Consider the following 20,432-nt stretch of genomic DNA (forward strand, 5'->3'; position numbering starts at 1 on the left):
CATTGTGGAGTGTTGATGGCGAGGCGGGGACGCAAGCGCAGGCTGGAGCTCGAGGCCGAGTACTGGCGCCTTCTGGCGGCCGGGGTAGGCAGCGTCGAAGCGTGCAGGCAACTCGGGATCGGGCGTAAGACGGGCTACCGGTGGCGAGTGGAGAACGGCGGCCTAAGGCCGGACTACTTGCCGGAGACCTCCCGGTCAGGCCGGTATCTGTCACTGTTGGAACGCCGCAGGATTGCTGCGTTGCGCGAACGCGGCCTGACGATCCGGGAGATAGCCGGCCTGCTCGGGCGGGCTCCATCGACGGTCAGCCGGGAGTTGCAACGCAACAGCCGTCCGCACGACTACGGCCGATACGACGCCGACCTGGCTCATCACCGCTGCCGTGAGCGAGCCGGACGCCCCAGACGCGCCAAGCTGGCCACAGATCCCGAGCTGAAGGCCGAAGTGCAGTCCAAGCTGGATCTGGAGTGGAGCCCGGAACAGATCGCTTCGCACCTGCGGACCCGCTGGCCCGACCGCCCAGAGCGGCACCTTTGCCACGAGACCATCTACCGAGCCCTCTACCAGGGCGCGAAAGACGGCTTGAGCAGAACTCTGACGCGGAAGCTCCGCACCGGCCGCCCGCTGAGGAAGAAGCGCCGCCGCCCTGACCAGCGCATGCCGAGATTTGTCGCGCCGGCCGTCCTCATCGACAGCAGGCCACCCGTCATCGAACTGCGCGAGCGTCTCGGCGACTGGGAAGGAGACCTCGTCTTCGGCGTCCGCAGCCAGTCCGCCGTCGCCACCCTCGTCGACCGACGCACCCGCTATCTCCGGCTGGTCGCACTGCCAGAAGGACACTCGGCAGGCCACCTGCGCGATGCCCTGATAACTGTCCTCAGCCACCTTCCGGAGCAGGCCCGCCGGAGTCTCACCTGAGACCAAGGCTCCGAGATGGCCCGCCATCACGAGCTCGCGCCTTACTTCGCCGATGGCATCTTCTTCGCCCGCCCGGGCAGCCCCTGGCAGCGGGGCACGAACGAGAACACCAACGGCCTGGTCCGCCAGTACCTGCCCAAGCGCACGAACCTGTCCCTCCACACCATGGATGATCTCCGCACCATCGAGCACCGGCTGAACAACCGACCCCGCAAGACCCTGAATTGGCAGACCCCTGCCCAGGCGTTCGCCGCCGCTCTGGCACCATGAACCTGCATCATTGCGACGATCACGCGAATCCACCAGCCGAGGAGTGCGACGTCGGGGTCAGCTTTCGTCGCGCTGTTCGTCTGTCAGGGAGACGGCACGGTGGATGGCACGGAGGGCTGTTCCGGTGATCTGACCGGTTTGAATGACCGGCCCATGCTGTACTCCGCCGTTGATCACATTGCTGACGTCGGGCGACTTCTGGGCCGCGGGCGTATCGCCCAGGGATTTGAGCATGGAACGGAACTCCTCGGCGGCGGTGGGGCTCGTACAGAGCAGGAGGTGCAGGTAGGACTGCCACTCGGCCGAGATGTTCCGCATGGCGCTTTCGTCTCCCCTCCCCTGCGCTGCGATGAGCCTGTGGCGTGCCCTGTCCAGCTCTGCCGCCGCGTCTTCGGACTTTCGGTCGCGGGCGAAGAAACGGCCGACTCTTTCCCGCGCATGGTTCCAGGAGTCCGAGACCATGAGTCCGACCAGGGATGTGGCTCCGGAAGCCGCTAGGGCGGCCAGCTCTTCCATTGGCTGTCCTCCAGGTATGGCCTGCATCGTCATGCCCATGAGAGGGGCATGTGGGCAAAGCAACACTCAGGGCCCGGAACCGTGACCCCCTGTGCTATTCCGGTCGAAGTCGTCGTCAAAGGGGGTCGCGGGCGCGTCGAAGCGACGTAACAGTTCTTCCGCCGTTTCGTTGCGACCTTGGGTGACGAGGATTTCGGCGATCTGCCGGGTGAGGATTCCGCGCCGGACATCGCCAGCATCCAGCCCCATTCCCTGGAGAAACGCGTCGAAGTGGTCTGCCGTGGAGCCTGTCTGTCCCAGCGGCTGGTCGGCTGTTCCAAGGCTGTCTGCTTCTTCAGGTTCCGCGTCTTCGGTATTCGGCGGTGAGAGGAGATGCAGGAGGCGCTCAGGAACGTCGGTGTCATTGGCCGCTGAGGTCAGCTGGGCGAGGAGGCCAAGGTCCTCCACTGCCTTGTGCACCTGATCGTCGTTCTTGGCCAGCCACCAGACGACGGCGCTGCCGGTGTCCTTTAGTACATCGTCGCCCAGGTATTCGCGTTTGCTCTGCTCGTACTTCCTCTGGTGCTCCCAGACGGCCTTGTCCTTGCGTACAGAGGCAAGACTGTCCAGCCGTTCCTGATCGTGTTCGGAGAGAGTGAGGGTGATGGCCTCGGCCATGGCTTGGATGTGTCCCGTGGGCTCCGGTTGCATCCTGCTCAGTGCACCGCTGAGTTCGTGCTGGACGAACGAGGCCCAACCGGGTTCGCGATCCTTGCTTATCGCGCGGGCGCGCTTGAGGACTGCTTCGACGGCCAGCCCGGCAGGATTGACGATCGGTTCTTCCGCTGGTTTGCCCGTAGGGCACCAGCGGACGGTTGCAGAGAACAGGAAGTCGTAGTCCTTCCAAGCGCTCGGTAGTGAGACATGCGAGATCTGCTCCTCCCTGCGTTCTACGGCTACCGGAGGGAGGTAGGGCGTCAGCTCGGGAGGTAAGGACCGACGGCGGATGCCTGCGATCTTCGTGATCAGCAGAGGAACGCCGAGGAGCAGGGCAACCAGTGCGGACCAGGCCCACCATGGCCAGTTGCCGCATATGGCGACGATGGTGAGCAGCAGGCCGCAGAGGACGGTGAGGAAGACGGTCACTGTCTTGGCGCCGGATGTCATGATGTTGTTTCCTCGGAAGTGTGTCGTGGTGGCTGCTGCCGTATGCCCTGAGCTGTGGAGATCTTCCGGAGGAGAAGATCGGTGAGGGCAGAGCCGTGTTTTCTGCCACCGGGAGCCGTGAGTTCTGCCCTCCGTGCGGTCGCGTACAGGGCTCCGAACACTTCTCCTCGACCGGCTGCTCCGCTGACCAGGACGTCGAGGAGTGGGTCTGTGTGGTGCTCGTCGGCGCATGCCGTGTGCAGCCAGTGCCGCACATGCTTGTCCCATGCGGATAACGGGAGCCTGCCGAACACCATGCCCCATCCCGCGATCAGCTGATCACGGACGACGGTTTCATCGAGGAGGGAGCGGGCACGTCCGCCCACGTCCGTCAGGGCTGCGGGATCAGAAGTCTCCAGGAAGAGGTCAATGTCTGCTGGCCAGGAGGTGGGCCTGCTGACGAGCCGGTGCAGCATGCGTCGGCGCAAGCGGTGGTCCTCTTGCATCAGTCGGCCCAGAGCATCATGCGCGCGAGTGGTGCGGCGCTCCCGCCTGGCCAGGTGATGGAGGCGGACCAGCGCCTGGTCTGGGTGTTGTACCGCGATCACTTCGGCGCATACCTCTACGAGGACCTGCGCGAGTGGTTCGCCCAGCCGGCTGTTTCTGGACCAGTCATAGATCTTGTCCCGGAAGGAGCGGCTGTGCCGTTCGTCGAGAAGACCGCGCTCCAGTGCCTGTGCGGCTGCCCGCAACCGCCGCGCGGTGGTGGGCACCGCGGTCCACTGCTCCGCGAGTGATGCCAACTCCTCACACCGGCCGGTGCGCAAGTACTGGTCCGACAGGCGCCGTACCACGTGGTGGCGGTCGTCCGGGGAGAGCACCGGGTCGGTGAGCTCTACGGCCCGCCCTACCCAGGTACCCAGGTGCTCGCGGAGGTCGGGTCTGTGGTCCCAGAAATGGGTTCGGACCGCGGCGTCGTACTCGAGTTCCTTGAAGCGTACCGCTCCGTGCTGGGTGAGTCCGGCGGACACTTCTTCCAGCCGCATGGCCAGGTCCGCGTGTTCCAGCAGCGGGTGGTCGTCCTTGGGATGGTCGACGGCATGTAGCAGGAGGGCGGTGGCGCTGTGTACGGCATCGGCGTGGGTTCCGTGCAGCATGGCCGTGGTCAGCAGCAGTGCCCGCTGCGGTCCTCCGGTCATGGCGGCGACCTGCTTCGCGACCTGCGGACCTCGGTCGGCCATGGCCGCGCGGGCGATTTCACACCAGTCGATGAAGCTGTCCTCGGCTCGAGCGGCTGCCTGTGCCCGCACGATCAAGCCGGCGAATTCGGCGATTTCCCTCATCGGTCTTTGTGTGTCCAGGAAGTCGGACACGGCCGGAACCGAACGGACCCGGTCGGCCTGCGGAAGGCCGTCTTGGCGTAGGTGGCGCAGCAGCACCTCCATGCCTCGCGGGTGAAAAATCTCCACGCGGTGCCGATCGAGCTCCACCGGTAAGCGGTCCGTGCGACGCGAGGGCAGGACGACCACGAGGTGAGCGCGGTGGTCGAGCACCGTCTTGCGGAAGGACGGGAGCTCCTCCAGCACTTCCGTCCAGCGCGGTGCGTCCGCGGCTGCCAGGTCCAGCAGCAGTCGGTCCTCGTCCCCGACCAGGTCGGGATCGAGGAGGGATTCGCCTTCCTCATCGGGCAGCAGTTCGTGGAATGAGCCGACATCGCGGCGTAGCTCGTGGAGAAGGACGCGGGCCGCTGACGTTCTCCCGCTACCGGGGGCGCCATCCAGCAGCACGGTGCTGGTCTCGGCCAGCATTCGGCGTGCCTCGCCGAATCCGCGCGGATAGACGAACCGCTGCCAGAGCCACAGAAGTTGGTCTTCGGCGAGGAGCCGGGGGCCGCGGCCTTGACGGTCCTTCGCGAACTCTTCGAAGATGAGATTGATCTGGTCTCCGAGGCCACTGTGCACCGGGCCGCGTGGGTCGTGGATCCGTGATTCGGCGGAATCGCTCACCGGTCGTCGTCCTCGCGGCGGGGGCCATCACCGAAGCGCTGGTGAATGCCTCCCTGATTGTCCCCTTCGAAATACGTCATACCGTCGCCGGAGAAGTGCCGCCCGCCGGAGACGTGGCGTGAGTTGTTGTAGATGTCGCCTTTCCCCGTGTGAACCGGGCCCGAGCTGTCTTTGATCACGGTGCCCACATCCCCGGTGATGTCCCGGCTCTGTACCACCGGGCCGTTGACCTCCCCCGTCGAATTACTCACCGCGCTGGCACCGGGGGAGGGCCGGTCGTGGCGCTCGTGTGCCTTGAGCGATGGCACCATGTCGGCGACCACGTCGCCGAGGCGCCTGAGATCCGCCACCGCGTTCTGCATGTCCAGCCGGACGGATTGCACCTCAGCGAGCCGCTCCAGCTCGGGTGGAAGATCGGCTCCATTCAGCCGTTCCGTCTTCCGTCCCTCGAGTACGGGGACGACCGGCACTCCGCAGTCGAACGCCTCGAGGATTTCCCTGCGGACCCAGTCGTCCGGCCGACGCAGCTCGGCGAAACGTGTCCACGCGGACCCGATCACAGCCAGCAAAAGAGCGCTGCGTCGAACGCTTCGGAGTAACTCCTCGGGGTAGCGCGCGCCGGGTGGGATGGATTCCGAGGCGCGGAATGCACTGTTCTCCCCGAAGCGGTATGACAGTTCCCTCTTGATCAGGGCAGCCGTCTTCTCCCCGTCGCCCGTACGGTAGTTGATGAATACCTCGGCCATGGTGGCCCCTTTCTCATGGAGTGATGAGACGTAAGGAAGTGCCGAGCTGCGGTGCCAGTGCGCGGACGGATGGATTGCGTGGGTGGCGGCCCAGAGTGTGTGCGAGACGGCGCAGGTCGGCTGAGATGGTCGCTGAACTCACCGCAGCGGCACCACCGAGCAATTGAGCTGTCAGGTCACAGGCATGCTCGATGTCACCAGCCGCCGCATGCGCGAGAGCGCGGCGTACCCCGTAGCGGACCTGAGTGCGCAGAGCGTGTGGGGGAACTCGCGCCAGCTGTTGGTCGAGGGTCTCGGCTGCCTCGCGTGGACGCCCCAGGTCGTAAAGACACCAGCCTGTGATCATGCCTACCGGATCGGGTAGATGCATGGTTCCGATGACGGGTGTGCCGGAGTCCGGGGTGTGGCGGTCGAGTAGCTCGCGGGCTATGTCCAGGGTACGCAGACATGTGTCCCGGTCGCCGGCGATCGCATGTCCCTGGGCTTCACGCTGGGCGGCAAGCCCTCGAATGCGTGGGGGAAGGGTGCTGTCCTGGGCCTGCCGGGCCAGCGCGATGGTCTCCTTCGCGTCCTCGTGGTACAGCGTGACCAAGGCCCGGCGCACCAGAGCGTATCCGGCCAGATGCCGGTCACCGCCGGCGGCCGCCAGGTCGACGGCACGCTGTGTCCACCACAACGCGGCCCGTTCGTTGCCGGACTCCTGTACCAGCCAACCGACGTACTCGGCATACCGGGAGCCGAGCGCGAGCAACTGACGGCGGGTCCGCGGGTCGGCGTGGGTGGACGTCTCCCGCAGCGTGTGCGTCTGCGCGATGAGGCCGGGGAGGAGGAACTCCGGACTGACCGTCTGGCCGAGGCGCCGATAGTGGTCGAACAGCGAACGGGACACCTCCAGCACTCGCGCGCCACCGGGCGTGGACAAGGCTTCCGAACCGCCCGCGCCCAGACCCATCAGCGAGGCGGCGCCCGCACTCACCACCTGCCTGCGGGGCACGGGCTTGAACCAGCTCTCGCCGTCAGTGGACAACTGCATCAGCCATACCTCCTCGTCGAAACCATCTGGCTCCTCAGTCCGGGCGTCGGTGGACGGGTCCGGCAGCAGTGCCACAAGCGCGCCCCCGGCCTCGAGGGCGGCATCGCACAGACGAGCAAGGTCACGACTGGGAGCCTTGACCCCACGCTCGACCTTGCTCAGCTGCCCTTTGCTGTAGTGGACCCGCACGGCCAGTTCCGTGAGGGTCAGGCCGGCATCGAGGCGTCGCTGCCGGAGTTCTTGCGCGAACGGAATGGACGGCATATTCACACGCACCTCCGTACCGTCCGTCCGGCGAGCGTGGGTGCCGCACCACAGACTGCGGCAGCGCTCGTCGGACGGACAAGGCGAACACGGGTGTTTCCCGTTTCCTCTTCTGGAGGCAAACGGATGCGGTTCGGCCTGTCGAGATGGCGCCGGTGGCTTGAATTGCTCGGATCGTCGCGTAGGTTCTGCGGCGTCGCATAACGAACCTGTCGACACCGAGGACCGGGACGGGGACCGGCTCCGGGTCGGATAGTGGGCGGATCAGCCGACGTAGCGTGTCCTCGCGGTGCGAGATAGACAACCTTTTCGGCACACGTCGGCTGGCGACGGGACGGTCGGCCAGGCACCGCTCAAAGAGGAGATCAGCCACACGTACCGTTTCGTCCACACCAGGTGGTCCTCGGTTGCCGATCCACCGCTCCCAGATCAGCGACAGACTCAGAAAAGCTTGCAATGCCTATTTTCCGGCACCCACAGGGGGCAGGGCTTGTGCGGCGGTATTCAGCCGATACCACCCATTGCCCTGGGTATCGACCCGCCATGTTCGCCGCTCAGCCGCAGCTTTGTCGGTGCGTAGAGGAACAGTCGCAATCGGGCCAGATCATGGCGAATCTGCGCCGCAACCCCGGATAAACGTCACAAGAGTCACGTCTGGCCTGTGACCTAAGGGTAGATCGCCCCAGTTCGCGGCCCTTGCTAGTCAGCGGCCATCGTAGAAATGTTCCCGATGTAATAGTTCGATGAATTCGACCTATCAGCCCGCCCCGCGACCTGAGGCGGGCGGAGGGGGACATGTAACGTTGTCTGGGTTATCCAGAACAAGACGCAGACTATCCATAGTTTTAGGAACTGTGCTGCTGACCACTAGCGGCGCAGCCATAGCGATCGTCCCGACGGCGGACGCCACCCCGTCGGTAACCGGCAAGGCGTCTGACCGCGCCGCGGACCCGAGTGAGGCCGAGGTCCGCGCAGCCGATTTCGAGTGGGCGGTCAAGCACAGCAAGGGCGGCATCCCCTGGGCCCTGACTCAGGCGAAGAACACGGGGAAGAAGACGCTCGTCCCCGACGAGACCACGGCGACATCCATCACCTACGCGAACCCCGACGGCACGCTCACCTCCGAGCTCACCGCCGGCCCGGCCCGAATCCAGCAAGACGGTCGGTGGGTGGACGTGGATGCCAGGCTGACGACGGCCGCGGACGGCAGAGTGAAGGCGAAAGCGCACCCGAACGGGCTGGAGCTCAGTGGCGGGGGCGGCACACCCGCGAAGTCGTTGAAGGCCGCAGATGAGGCCACGGCCCGCGACCTGGTCACTCTGGGCGAGGGCAAGGAGCGGGTCACCCTGCAGTGGAAGGGCGGCCTGCCCAAACCCGACCTGGATGGCACCCGCGCCACTTACAGAAATGCGCTGCCCGGCGCCGATGTGATCGTCGAGGCCACCCGCACCGGCTTCGAGCAGTACGTGAAGCTGGACCAGCGTCCCACCGGCGCCTACAGCTACACGATGCCGTTGAAAGCCAAGGGCTTGAAAGCCGCTGCGCGGACGGACGGCTCCGTTCTCTTCACCGACATGACGACGGGCGCCGAGCGGGCCGTGATGCCCGCTCCGGTGATGTGGGACGCGTCCGTGGACAAGGTATCGGGCAAGCATGAGAACCGGCACCCGGTGGACATGAAGGTGGTCGACAAGGGCAACGGCGACGTCGACCTCGTCGTCACCCCCGACCGGGCGTGGCTGGCCGACCCGGCCACCCAGTATCCGGTCACCGTCGACCCCTCGACGGCGAACCTGACAAACGTCTTCGATACCTACGTTCAGCAGGGCGAGACCGGGGACCTGTCCACCGACGTCGAGCTGGACTTCGGCAACCCGGGCACCACCAACAGCGATGGCACGCCGCGTACTGCCAGGTCGTTCATCACCTGGAACACCGCGGCGTTCAAGGATGCCCTGGTCACGAACGCGGACGTCAGCCTGTGGAACTTCCACTCCGGCAACGACGACTGCAAGGCGTACGAGTGGACCATCTGGGACACCACCGCCTCCTCGACCGCCTCGCGGTGGACGAAACAGCCGACATGGCAACAGCAGTACCACTCGTCCACCCAGACCAAGGGCAACCCTGCCTGCACCGCCGCCCCGGATGGCTGGATCAGCGCGGACGTCACCACTCTGGTGCAGAGTTGGTCCTCTGCTCTGGATGGCAAGGGCCACATGGGGCTGCGCGCGGCCACGGACGACGTCAAGGCATGGAAGCGTGTCAACTCCGCTAACGCCACGTCCAACCCGCCGAAGCTGAACGTCACCTGGAACTACCGCCCCGGGGACGGCACCGCGCAGCAGGCCGGGCCGCCGTTCAAGTCCTACGCCGGGTTGTGGGCCGTGAACACCACCACCCCCACCCTGCGGGACAAGTTCTCGGATGCGGACGGCGACACCGTCAATGGCACCTTCCAGGTCTACGACGCGGCGACGAACAAGCCCATCACCACTCCGGCCGGAGAGGGGTTGATCGTCTCCGAGTTCGTCAAGCCCGGCGAGTGGGCGAGCGTGAAGGTGCCGGCCGGGCAACTGGTCAACGGCAAGACGTACAAATTCCGCACGAACGCCTACGACGGCACCCACTACAACCTGAACTTCTCGCCGTGGCGGGAGTTCGTCGTGGACACTACCGCCCCCGGTGTGCCGAAGAGCGTCGTGTCGGAAACGTACCCGGAGAACCTGCCGGGCGGTGCCGTGGGGGAACAGGGCCGGTTCGACGTCGATACCGGCGTCGATGACGCCCGCGACGTGGAGTACCGGATCGGGCCGGCCGACACCGACGACGATGGTAACAGCGGTAACACTAGCACTGATGGATGGCAGCGCACCCCGACGACCAACAACGGATTCGCCGCCAAGGCCTCGTTCTACGCCGCCCCTGCCGACGACGGCAACCATCAGGCGGAGGTGCGGTCAGTAGACCGGGCCGACAACACGGGCGCGACCCGCGTCTACGGCTTCGCGTCGCCGAGACGCACCGACACGGGCCGCGCCAAGAAGATCGATATCAACCTTCCCAAGCCGAACATCGGCGCGACCGCTCCCGGGTATCACGATGAGCCACAGCCCGCGTGGGATTGGGCCACCGTGCAGCAAAACGGCAGGATCAGGGACGGCAAGCCGCAGGTGTACCGCAGCACCGGTCCGAAGAGCCGTTCAGCGGTGACATTAACGCCGCTGGCGGAGTTGAAGCGCAGCCCGGAAGAGGCGGCGAGGGCACGGCGGCAGCTGCGGCTGCCCGAATACCCGGACCCGATCATCAAGGGTGGTTGGTGTGACCCGACGCTGGTGAACATCAAGGCGCAGATGACGCGGACTGAGGCGTGTCTGCCGACACAGGTGACCTTTGAGGTTACGGATCTGGCGTCCCAGCCGCCGAAGGTGTATCAGCAGATGTTCGACGTGCTGTACATGCTGAAAACCGATCCGGAGAGTAACAAGATCAAGACGTGGATGCAGATCGATCCGAGGGATTGGTCGATCCCCGCACCCAAGCTGCCGTTCCCCGGCGGAGCGAACGGGATGATTTTGCTTGATGTCCAGTCGTGGTGCCAGTCCGACGGCTGCGACAAGCAGGCCCAGGATTGGGACTTCTATGGAGGTCGGTCCAGGTGGAGCGGCAACCAGGACCAGCACATCATCACCGGAGTCGCCGACTTCGAGTGGAACGGCAGCGTCAACAACCCCGCTGGGAGCAAGGACAAGGACCTCTCCAGGGAACTCCCGCTGCGGTGGTGGATGGACTGGGGTACGACTATTCCGGGTGTCCCTGATCCCACCGGCGAGGACGAGATAGTGTCGCCGCCAACGATGGCCCGCTGCGACAAGGTGATATCTGGCAAGGACCCGGGGTGTGTGCTCCCGTCGTACAGGCCGGGGTACACCATCAACTCCGAGGCGTTCCCGGGCGCGGCGGCGCACATCTGGCTGATTCAGAACAAGCACGCGAAGAAGCTGGGCAAATCCCCGCAGACTCCGCTGCACTATCTGCCGTCCAAGGCGCGCAACGCACCCAGCCAAGAGCCGGAGAACAAGCTGGACAACGGCAAGCCGGGGAACCGTAAGGCGGTGTGCGGGCGCGCGTTCCGCAAGCACAACGACACCGCCACGATTATGACCCCCAACGGTAATCCCGACACGATCTCGTGTGACGAGTTCCCGTTCGCAGCGACGTACGAGTCTCCCGGATTCCCCGCTGCCAACGGCGGCCTGAACCCCGCCAAGAACACCGAGTACGCTGGCCTGGAGTGCGTGCAGACCGTGGTGACGAAGGGCGACGGAACCCGTGAGCACCTGTACAACGACACCACCTACGACGACCCCAAGTGGCCCGCGCTGTGCGGCCGATCGTCGATGTCGACCTACATCAACACCCAGTCGATGCAGCCATTCGGCATAATCTTCGCCAAGCAGTTCCGGCTGCTGGACAAAGATGAGTACTGGGTCGACCCGGCCAATGGCCGTTTCGCGGACTGCGACCCGTCCAAGGACGAGATCAAGTGCACGATGAAGTGACCGGCCGCTGCGCCGCGCAGGTTCGGATGGCCTGACCTGCGCGGTCCGGCTACGCAGGGGCACGCCCACCTGGTGGACATCAGGTAGGCGTGCTCCTCTTTCCCCTCGCCTGCGTCAATGGAGGACACGATGAGCGACGTTCTGCCCGCCTGGACCGCCATCACCGACTGGCTGGCGGTGCACGCGCCCGCCTCGCACGCCACCTTGCGGCCGGGCGCTGCCGTCGCAGACGTTCGATCCGCCGAGGAAGCGTTGGGAATGGGCCTGCCCGTCGACCTGGTGACGCTGCTGATGATGTGCGACGGAACGGTCGATGCTTCAGCCCTTGACCGAGACCCCGACGAGTACGACCCGGGCCTGTTCCTCGCCCAGCACCATCTGCTGCCGCTTGAGGAGATTGTGCATGTCCGGGGCCGGGGAGGGAACACCGACCCGTTCTGGGGCTCATGGGTTCCGTTCGCCGTCACCGACTACTCCCTGCCCCCGTGGGGCGGCCTGGCAATCGACGTCGAAGGCCGCCTCGCCACCTTCAACCAGGACGGCGGTGAGCCGCCGTCAACGCCGCTCACCTCCCCTGGGTACGGATCCCTCAGCGAGTTCCTGGACACTGTTGCTGAAGCCCTCACTCAAGGCACCGGCCCGTTGATGGCCGAGGCCAGACCCGGGTTTCACCGGGGCGCACTGGTATGGGGGCCGTTGCCGGGCAAGGGCGCTCCATGGACCTCGGCGCACCCGGAGGACGGCTCCACAGCCTGAGGGCAGCGCGAGACGGTCATGAGGCAGACCGGGGAGCAAATAGCGAGCGATTGCCAGCCATCCGTGTCCAGCGATGACGCGCAGCACGTGCAGTTGGCCCCTGGCGCCGATTATTCGGGGCAGGGCCGATGTGCGGTTGGTTCACACGCCGATTGATTGGAAGATGGCATCGAAGCTGATAACGAAGTAGCCGCCGCGGTTGCGGATGATGACCTGATCGACTTGGCATCTCACCCAAGTCTATGAGGTAGTTGCGTGCCTGCGGCGTGTGTGGTGGAGAGTTTGGGCCTGTGCCTAGGTGTGACTTCGGGCGTACACTGTACATGTGCGACGCCCGGTCACGATGCCAGACCCCAGGCACCTCGGGGCGCAGAGGCCGAAAAGGGTGCACTCCTTTACTCGGCTGATTGCGCGTCAGCGCGACCTGGGAGAACGGACCGGAGCATGCCGCTCAGCCTCGACGCAACTGGGGGTCAAGGGGTCGCAGGTTCAAATCCTGTCGTCCCGACGGTGTGACCAGCGGGTTTGCCAGTGATGGCAGACCCGCTGATTGCGTTCGTGTGACACGTGATGGCGACGTGATGACAATCGGTGAACGCTGGGAGTGCGCCGCGACGGTGCCCCTGGTCAGGGGCGCCGCAGCAGGGAGAAGCTGAGGCAGGCCCGGAGAGGGCTGAGGTCTCAGGCCGCCTGCTTTTCTGATGCACTATCAGGGTGGGTGGTGGCGTGTTTTCGGTCGGCGCGTTCCAGGGCTGTGTCGATGGCGGTGACGGCGTCGCGGGCGGCGTGGGGGAGGTGGCCGTAGAGGTTGACGGTGGTGGCCAGTGTCGAGCGGCGCAGGATCTTGGAGACCACGGCCAGCGGCACCCGTGAGCTGATCATGATGGTGGCGGCGGTGTGTCGCAGGTCGTGCACGCCGATCCGTGGCAGGTCGAGCTCGGAGGCGCGCCGCCGCAGCTCGACCAGCACTCCCTGCGGACGCAGCGGGGATCCGTCCGGGCGGCAGAAGACCAGCCCCTCCAGCGGCGTCCCCTTGGGCTGGCCGGCCCGGGCGAGCGCGGCCTGGCGCTCGAGGGCGGCAACCACGCGCGGGGCCAGGCTCACCCAGTTCCGGCTGGCCTTGGTCTTGGGATGGCCGAGGTGGAGGTGGTTATTGTTCACGGCCGTCAGGCTCCAGCGCACCAGCAGCATCCGCTCGGCCAGGTGGACGTCGGTCCAGTGCAGCCCCAGCGACTCACCTCGCCGCATACCGGTGCCCAGCAGCAGCTCGAACAGATCGGCCATCTGATCGCCGTAGTGAGCGTGGTTGTGCCGCAGAAACGCTGCGGCCTGCGCGGGATTCCAGCAGATCCGCTCCGGCGCGACCGGACGGGGCAGCAGTACGTACCGGCACGGGTTGGCCACGATCACACGCGTGCGCACGGCATGACTGAGCGCGCTGGAGAAGGTGGCGCCGATCCGGTAGACGGCCGTTCGCCCGCGTCCGTGGGCGAGTTCGGCCTCACTCCAGGCGGTGATGTGCCGGGCCCGCAGATGAGTCAGGGGCAGTCGGCCGAAGGCCGGGATGAGGTCCGCGTGCACGTGATCGCGGTAGCGGGCGAACGTGGTGGGCTTGAGCGCCTTCTCCTTGAGGCGCAGCCACTCGGCCAGATACGTGGCGAGGGTGAGATCCTCACTCCGGTCCAGGCCAGTGTGCTCGGACTCCAGGGCTCGCTCGAGCGCTGTCTCGGCGGCCTTCTGAGTGGCGAATCCGCTACGGCAGAGCGGATGGCGCTTGCCGTCGGCCGAGGGCAGGTCGACAGCGAAAGCCCAAGAGCCGTGCCTTGAACCATCGTGGAGCTTGGGGCAGCGGGCACCATACTGTCGGCCGCCGGGGCGACGGCAGCCACAACGCCGGTACACCCGGCCGCGTTCAGGAGACTGAGAAGTCATTGTGCTCACCTCCGTGGGGGGAGAGTTAACTCCACCGTGGAGGTGCCGACGCCTGGCGTCTTAGGTGGCTGATCATGGCGTCACCGAGGCGATGTCATCACCCTGCCATCACCGGCCTGGAGGTGCACTGGTGGACGATGCCGCTGGGATCTTCACCGGTAAGGCAAAGCACGTTCGCCAGCGAATAGCCGACACTATCAACCGGGGAACGCCGAAGCCCAATACGCCGGACCCTGTCACAGGCGAGGCGCGGCCTGGTCAAATCTACGAGTGGGATTTCGGAACCCCCGTCGGGAGGGCGGGCCCGGCGAATGGTGGAGGCGAGCTAACCGGTGTCCGCGTAATCGTTAACGACGGAAAAGTCGTGACGGCGTTTCCGTACTAAGTGAGTAGCAAGTGAGGAAAAGCGTGATTCAACTCTCCTTCTACCTCCCGGAGCCGGGTTCAGCCTGGACCAAGACCTGGGACGCTGCCAAGCAGGGCGATCCGGCCGCGATCAGCGAAATGGACCTCCGCTACAAGTACTTCGGGGTGAATTTCGAACTGATGGTTGGCGACCTTGAGATCGTCTCAAAGAAGAGATTTGTGACTCTCGTCGATCTGGCCTTGTCTCTCTCTGGTGCAGTCAAGCGCATCTCGTCAGGTGAAGATGCCGCATTCGGTTTCACTGAAAGTGAAGAGGTGATTCATCTGCGTCAAGATGGCGATCTGGTTGCGGTGAGTTCATCGAAGCATCCAATGCACGGAGCCGTGGGACGTGAAGAGCTCGTGGGTGAAGTTCTTCGATTCCTTCGGCAAGCGTATTCGCGGTTGGTTACAGAGATTCCTGGATTGTCGGCAAACCCAGTTATCCAGCGAATCTCGTCGGAGTAGGTAACGTGCCTTCGAAGGCGATAGAGATTGAAATGTAGAGGCCCCGCTGGAGTTTTCCAGCGGGGCCTCTACGGGCGTTTGACGGCAACGGTGACGGCAACGTCAGCGGACGACGGGTGGGAAGCCGGGGTCGTCGCTGCCAGGGCTGAGAGCGTCGCCGAGGCTGTCGATGGCTTGGCGCTGGAGGCGGAGTCGGACGTGGGAGTAGACGCCGGCCGTCACGCCGATGTGGGCGTGGCCGAGCAGCTCCTTGATCACGACGAGGTCGATGCCCTGCTCCAGGAGGAGGGTGGCGGTCGAGTGCCGGAGGTCATGGAAGCGGATCACTCGAAGTCCGGCGCGTTCGAGGAGGTGGCGGAAACGGCGTGAGAGGTTGGTGGGATCGAAGGGCCTGCCGACCGGGGTGGTGAAGACCAGACCGTTGTCCGCCCATCGTGATCCCGCAGCCTGACGATCTTCCTGCTGCCGCTCCTGGTGGATTTTGAGAGAGTTGATGCATTCGGTGGGCAGCGCGATACGGCGTTCAGAGGCGCGGGTCTTGGTGTGCAGGATGGTCAGGCCGCCGGTGTGAGTGCGCTGGAGGGAGCGGTGGATGGCGGCGGTTCCCGCGCCGAGGTCGAGGTCTTCCCAGTGCAGGCCGAGGAGTTCGCCCTTGCGGAGGCCGGTGCGCAGGGCGAGTTCGTACAGCGCGTGAAGCCGGTCGCCGCTGGCGGCCTGGAGGAACTGCCGGGCCTCGCTCGCGGTGAAGGGCTTGAAGCGCCGGGGGCGGGGCGCGGGGGTCTTGACGTTTCGGGCGACGTTGCGGGGTAGGTCGTCTTCGCGGACGGCGTGCTCAAGTGCGGACTTGAGGACCGAGTGGACGTAGGTCACGGTCAGTGGCGAGAGCCGCTTGTTGCAGCATTGGCCGATGGCGCAGCAGGAGTGCCGGGCGGTGTCCCGTCCATGTACGCAGCACTGGCAGGCGACGCGGAGGTGGTCGAGGAAGGTGCGGACGTCGCGGGCGGGGAGCCGGGCGAGCTTCTTCGCGCCGAGGCCGGGGATGAGGTGGAGACGGATGCAGGCGGCGTAGCGGGTGTGGGTGTTCTCCCGGACCTGGTGGACGGTGATGCTGTTCAGCCAGTACGTCAGGTAGTCGCTCACGGTGCAGTCGGATACTGCGACGGGCAGTCCGAGGTTGCTCGCGGCGATCTTCTCGGTGAGCTTGCCCAGGGCTTCCTTCCGGCTTGTGCCGTAGACGCGGACGCGCTTGCGAGTGTTGCCGGGGGCGAGGACGTATCTGGCGGCTTCCCAGCGTGGCGACAAGTGCGGCGTGGGCCAGTCGGCGTTTGTGTGGACAGGTTGAATGCGACGGTCAGGGAATAGAGTGCCAAGCGGCTCGGGCCGATCGAGATGGCAGGGCGGTCCTCAGGCGCAGCGCCATGAACATGCAGGCCACGCACACGTAGACCAATCGCGCGGCGGACCGTCACGCCCCAGTGTCCATCAGTTCCGCGCGTGCTCCTACACGATCAAACATGTCGCTCGTGCGAAGAGGTGTGGTGGTCAGCCGAAGGCTTCTCGTATGGGCGCTGGGTAGCTTGAAATCGCTCCAGGCACCATGAGGCACACGGATCACTCTTGACGCTGTGCCTTTATGTTGGATCTACTTCGCCGCACATATGAAGATTCTGTGACTCCGGGGTGGGGACTGTGGGGTTGAGGTGGAGTCGTCGCGTGCGCGGCGGTGGGATGAGTGCGGCGCGTCGCGCCGTCGCGGGGGCGTCTGCCGCGGCGATCGTCGCCGTATCACTGGTCTTGTTACCGGTTGCACCTGCGGGTGCGTTACCCGGGGCGCAGGCGATGAGTGCGTCGGAGCGAGCAGCTGCGTCGGGCGAGCCCGTGGAGGTGACTGCCCAGCGAGCCGAGTACTCGCAGACGTTCGCAAACCCGGATGGGACGTTCACGCTGGAGCAGTCCTCGGTCCCGCAGCGAGTGAGAGCGGACGACGGATCATGGCGTGATGTGGACGCCACGCTGGAGCGCCGCTCCGACGGCAGTGTCGGGCCCAGGAGTGTGGTGGTCGACCTGGCGTTCTCCGGGGGCGGTGACGCCAAGGACCTCCTGCGTCTGGGAACGGCGGGTAAGACGATTCGGCTTTCATGGCCTGGGCGGCAGCTTCCTGCGCCGAGGCTGGACGGGTCCACTGCCACGTATCCGGATGTGCTGGACGGAGTGGACCTTCAGCTGACAGCGACGGCAGAGGGCTATCGACAGGTTCTCGTCGTGCGGACGGCTCAGGCGGCCACCAATCCCGACCTTGAGCAGATCAAGCTGTCGGTTTCCGGGGTCGGGCTTGAGGCCGCTCCCGGCGCGGGTGGCGGGCTGCGTGCGATGGACGATGACGGCAACGCGGTGTTCAAGGGCCCGGCCGGTCAGATGTGGGACTCGGCCGGAGACGCCGAGGGCCTCGCCGCGGACGGTCCGAAAGCCCCGAAAGCCCTGGTGACGACGGCGCCGGAGGAGGGAGGTCCGCAAACGCGGCCCGGCGATGGTGATGCCAGCGCAGTACTGCCCGTAACAGTGCGGGACGGTGCGGTGATCGTGAAGCCGGATCTCGGGTTGCTGCGCGGCGACAAGACTGTCTACCCGGTCTATATCGATCCGCCAGTCGGCCTCGGCGCCTCGGAGCGCACCAAGCTCTCGTCCGACGGTGACAGATTCTGGCAGTTCGACGGCAGCCTCGGGGTCGGCAAGTGCGGCAGCGCCAACGGCTACTACTGCGGGGCCGGCTACGTGGACCGGATGTACTTCGAGTTCGCGCCATCGAAGCTCGTCGGGAAGTACGTGCTGGATGCGACCTTCCGCGCTCACGAGACATGGTCATTCGATTGCGATCCGCACTGGGTGGACTTGGAGCGCACCGACAACATCTCCGAGGGCACACGCTGGCCGGGACCCAGGCAACTCGATCAGATGGGCGACCGCTATGTCTCCGCCGGGCGGGGCAAGAATTGCAGTCCGGAACAGCCCGACGCGTGGATCGAGTTCAACGACAACCCGGACGAGTCGGACGAGAACCTCGCGAGCACGGTCAGGTCCTTCGCTGACGGCAAGATCTCTCGGCTCACGCTGATGCTGCGTGCGAAGGACGAAAGCGACGCCACCGCATGGAAGCGATTCGAGGACAACGCGACCCTGAAGGTCACCTACGTTCCCAGACCCGGTGTGCCCACCTCGGTGGGAGTGATTCCAGGGGACGGGACCTCCGGCTACTGCAAGACGTCCTCCTCGGATCCGCTGGTCGTCACCCGCAAGGATCCGATGGTCCAGGCACGCGTCCAGACGAGAACGCAACCGAAGAGCGGCGAGGACAAGGGCTCGCTCCAGGCCGAGTTCTGGATGGAGCGGAAACAGGACGACGGGGCATGGGACAAGGTGTGGAGCGGCTACCGGCCGGACAGCGGCTGGGACCCGGACGGCACTTTGGAGAAGATGCGCACAACGGACCGGGCCGACGGTGGGTTGTACCGCTACAAGGCGCGGACGCAGTCGCACTGGGCTTACAGCGGCAAGTCGGGTGATCTGTTCTCGTCCTACTCCTCCTGGTGCTACCTGAAGATCGACTCCACCGCGCCGAAGGCACCGCAGATCACGGCGGGCAAGCCCTACACCGAGTGCCTGCCGAACCAGTGTGTGGGGATGGGTGGCCCTGGTGTGTCCGGCACGTTCTCCGTCAAGCCGAACGCCGCCGATACGGACATCACGGGCTATCGCTGGCGGTTACTGACCACGACGGCCGCGAACACCAAACAGAGCGCCGGAGCGCGGGTCACCTTGAATGTCACTCCGCCACTGTCCGGGACCCAGGTGCTGTCCGTGGAGGCCAAGGACGTACGCAATCGCTGGGGTACTCCCGCGGAGTTCACCTTCGCCGTGGCGCCGGCCGCAGGCCCCGTAGGCCGATGGCACTTCGCGGACGGGGCACCGGGTTCCGGTGTAACCAAGGCCGTCGACAGTGCCACGGAGGGGACCCGTCATGACGCCACCCTCTACGACGAGGCGGGAACGGGCTGGTCGACCTTCGGGCGGCGGGGCGACGCCGACTATTCGCTGTGGCTGAACGACTCCTCGGCCACCAGCGGGTATGCCGCCACCTCCACGGCGGCAGTGAACACCCAGGACTCATTCACCGTCTCGACCTGGGCGTACCTCACCGACGCCACCGAGAACAGGGTGGTGCTGACCGAGCCGGGAGAGGACGGCTCCGGCTTCACCCTGTACTACTCCTCCACGTACAAGAAGTGGATCTTCAACCGTACGGACAAGGACCGCAACGACCCCACATACATCCGCTCCTTCGCCAACGCGCAGAACCCTCCGCTCAAGGTCTGGACACATCTGGCCGGAGTCTTCGACACCAAGGGCGATACCGACAAGTCGAACGACACCATCCAGTTGTTCGTCAACGGGCGGCCACAAGGCGACCCTGTGGTGCTGTCGAAAGCGGCGGCCGGTTACGAGCCGTGGACCGCGAACCGTGGCCTGCAGTTCGGCCGGTCCAAGGTGGGTGGTACGTACGGTGAGTATTTCCACGGCCGCATCGACGAGACGGCCCTCTGGCAGCGCGTGCTGACCGCGGACGAGATCCGCACAGAGGCCCGGCTGATGGGAAGCGAGGCGCCGCCCAACGAACTGGTGGCCATGTGGGATGCCTCCACGGCAAAGGGAATGGAGATCACCGAAGGCACTCCCTACCCGGCAGCCGCGATGAAGCTGTCCTCCACCGGGGCCACACTGAACGAAGACGACAACGCGCTTCTCCTGGACGGTACCTCCGGCTACGCCTCCACGACCGGGCCGGTGCTCGACGAGAACGGTTCCTTCACGGCCTCGGCTCGCGTACGCCTCGACAGCGCCAAGCTCTCCGGCAAGCCCATCGGCTATGAAGCCCAGGTGACCGGGCAGCGGACGGGCACCGAATCGTCCTGGGCGCTGTGGGTGACCAAGCCCGCGGAAGACACCTATCGATGGCGCTTCACCCGGACAAGCGTCGATGGCACCGGCAAGGCGACCCAGAGCGCTTCCGTACCCGGAGAGGAAAACGCCGAGTTGGACACCTGGGTGCAGGTGACGGGGACCTTCGACGCCCAGGAGGCATGGGAATGGACCGACCCGGCCGACCCGGAGAAGACCGAGACCCGGTACGGGAAAGTGCACCTGTATGTCGGGGATTCCGACCAGGCGTCTTTGGACCGGGCCGGTTTCACGGCCGAACAGCAAGGCACCGGTGAGCTGGCCCTGGGCCGGGGGACTGGGAGCGGCAGCACGGCCCACTATCTGCCCGGGGCCGTGGAGGAGCTGAGGATCTGGGCGGGAGCCATGAGCGCCGAGCAGATTCGCTCGCAGGTCCTGGATGCCGGACCACTGGAGAACTCGTGATACCCGGCCGCCG

Annotated in this window: 11 protein-coding genes and 1 pseudogene; 5 read left to right on the forward strand and 7 right to left on the reverse strand. The window is 65.6% G+C overall.

The genetic code is table 11. The annotated features are described in order from the left end of the window. Window positions 1-15 precede the first annotated feature (15 nt). Window positions 16-1,188: pseudogene (locus ACZ6TD_RS37080) on the forward strand (IS30 family transposase). A 57-nt stretch (window positions 1,189-1,245) separates the two neighbouring features. On the opposite strand, the gene ACZ6TD_RS37085 reads toward ACZ6TD_RS37080, so the two are convergent. The 5 genes from ACZ6TD_RS37085 to ACZ6TD_RS37105 all read right to left on the reverse strand — a co-directional run bounded on the left by ACZ6TD_RS37085 (window position 1,246) and on the right by ACZ6TD_RS37105 (window position 6,878). Continuing rightward, window positions 1,246-1,704, reverse strand: a complete 459-nt coding sequence (locus ACZ6TD_RS37085; protein WP_471345110.1) for a hypothetical protein — start codon at window positions 1,702-1,704, stop codon at window positions 1,246-1,248. A 66-nt stretch (window positions 1,705-1,770) separates the two neighbouring features. Then, entirely contained in the window at window positions 1,771-2,850 is a 1,080-nt protein-coding gene (locus ACZ6TD_RS37090) for a hypothetical protein (RefSeq protein ID WP_471345112.1), read from the reverse strand. Continuing rightward, a complete protein-coding gene (locus ACZ6TD_RS37095) occupies window positions 2,847-4,835 on the reverse strand; it encodes a hypothetical protein (RefSeq protein ID WP_471345114.1) in 1,989 nt (662 codons plus the stop codon). Before ACZ6TD_RS37095 ends, ACZ6TD_RS37090 begins: the two co-directional genes overlap by 4 nt. Beyond that, entirely contained in the window at window positions 4,832-5,581 is a 750-nt protein-coding gene (locus ACZ6TD_RS37100) for a toll/interleukin-1 receptor domain-containing protein (RefSeq protein WP_471345116.1), read from the reverse strand. The genes ACZ6TD_RS37095 and ACZ6TD_RS37100 overlap by 4 nt, the downstream gene beginning before the upstream one ends. 13 nt (window positions 5,582-5,594) lie before the next feature. Further along, complete coding sequence (locus tag ACZ6TD_RS37105; protein ID WP_471358389.1) at window positions 5,595-6,878, reverse strand: helix-turn-helix domain-containing protein; 1,284 nt, start codon at window positions 6,876-6,878, stop codon at window positions 5,595-5,597. Between the two features lie 854 nt (window positions 6,879-7,732). Here ACZ6TD_RS37105 and ACZ6TD_RS37110 point away from each other — a divergent pair. Both ACZ6TD_RS37110 and ACZ6TD_RS37115 read left to right on the forward strand, forming a co-directional pair. Next, a complete protein-coding gene (locus tag ACZ6TD_RS37110; RefSeq protein ID WP_471345118.1) occupies window positions 7,733-11,440 on the forward strand; it encodes a DNRLRE domain-containing protein in 3,708 nt (1,235 codons plus the stop codon). Between the two features lie 129 nt (window positions 11,441-11,569). Next, entirely contained in the window at window positions 11,570-12,196 is a 627-nt protein-coding gene (locus ACZ6TD_RS37115) for an SMI1/KNR4 family protein (protein WP_471345120.1), read from the forward strand. A gap of 681 nt (window positions 12,197-12,877) precedes the next feature. Here ACZ6TD_RS37115 and ACZ6TD_RS37120 read toward each other — a convergent pair. After that, window positions 12,878-14,128, reverse strand: a complete 1,251-nt coding sequence (locus tag ACZ6TD_RS37120) for a site-specific integrase (RefSeq protein WP_471345122.1) — start codon at window positions 14,126-14,128, stop codon at window positions 12,878-12,880. A 408-nt stretch (window positions 14,129-14,536) separates the two neighbouring features. Between ACZ6TD_RS37120 and ACZ6TD_RS37125 the strand changes: the two genes are divergently transcribed. Then, on the forward strand, window positions 14,537-15,001 hold the full coding sequence (locus ACZ6TD_RS37125; protein WP_471345124.1) for a hypothetical protein: 465 nt from the start codon (window positions 14,537-14,539) through the stop codon (window positions 14,999-15,001). A gap of 102 nt (window positions 15,002-15,103) precedes the next feature. Here ACZ6TD_RS37125 and ACZ6TD_RS37130 read toward each other — a convergent pair whose 3' ends face one another. Further along, window positions 15,104-16,303, reverse strand: coding sequence for a tyrosine-type recombinase/integrase (locus ACZ6TD_RS37130; RefSeq protein WP_471345125.1), 1,200 nt, complete (start codon window positions 16,301-16,303; stop codon window positions 15,104-15,106). 426 nt (window positions 16,304-16,729) lie between these two features. On the opposite strand from ACZ6TD_RS37130, the gene ACZ6TD_RS37135 reads away from it, so the two are divergent. Next, window positions 16,730-20,419, forward strand: a complete 3,690-nt coding sequence (locus ACZ6TD_RS37135; RefSeq protein ID WP_471345127.1) for a laminin G domain-containing protein — start codon at window positions 16,730-16,732, stop codon at window positions 20,417-20,419. The last annotated feature ends 13 nt before the right edge of the window (window positions 20,420-20,432 follow it).

The sequence above is a fragment of the Streptomyces yongxingensis genome (assembly GCF_055597465.1).

What these genes read in the sequence shown, in the direction of transcription:
- ACZ6TD_RS37115 (WP_471345120.1), top strand. Translation starts at nt 11,570, where the DNA reads ATGAGCGACGTTCTGCCCGCCTGGACCGCCATCACCGACTGGCTGGCG.
- ACZ6TD_RS37090 (WP_471345112.1), bottom strand. Translation starts at nt 2,850, where the DNA reads ATGACATCCGGCGCCAAGACAGTGACCGTCTTCCTCACCGTCCTCTGC.
- ACZ6TD_RS37120 (WP_471345122.1), bottom strand. Translation starts at nt 14,128, where the DNA reads ATGACTTCTCAGTCTCCTGAACGCGGCCGGGTGTACCGGCGTTGTGGC.
- ACZ6TD_RS37100 (WP_471345116.1), bottom strand. Translation starts at nt 5,581, where the DNA reads ATGGCCGAGGTATTCATCAACTACCGTACGGGCGACGGGGAGAAGACG.
- ACZ6TD_RS37085 (WP_471345110.1), bottom strand. Translation starts at nt 1,704, where the DNA reads ATGGAAGAGCTGGCCGCCCTAGCGGCTTCCGGAGCCACATCCCTGGTC.
- ACZ6TD_RS37135 (WP_471345127.1), top strand. Translation starts at nt 16,730, where the DNA reads ATGAGTGCGGCGCGTCGCGCCGTCGCGGGGGCGTCTGCCGCGGCGATC.
- ACZ6TD_RS37105 (WP_471358389.1), bottom strand. Translation starts at nt 6,878, where the DNA reads ATGCCGTCCATTCCGTTCGCGCAAGAACTCCGGCAGCGACGCCTCGAT.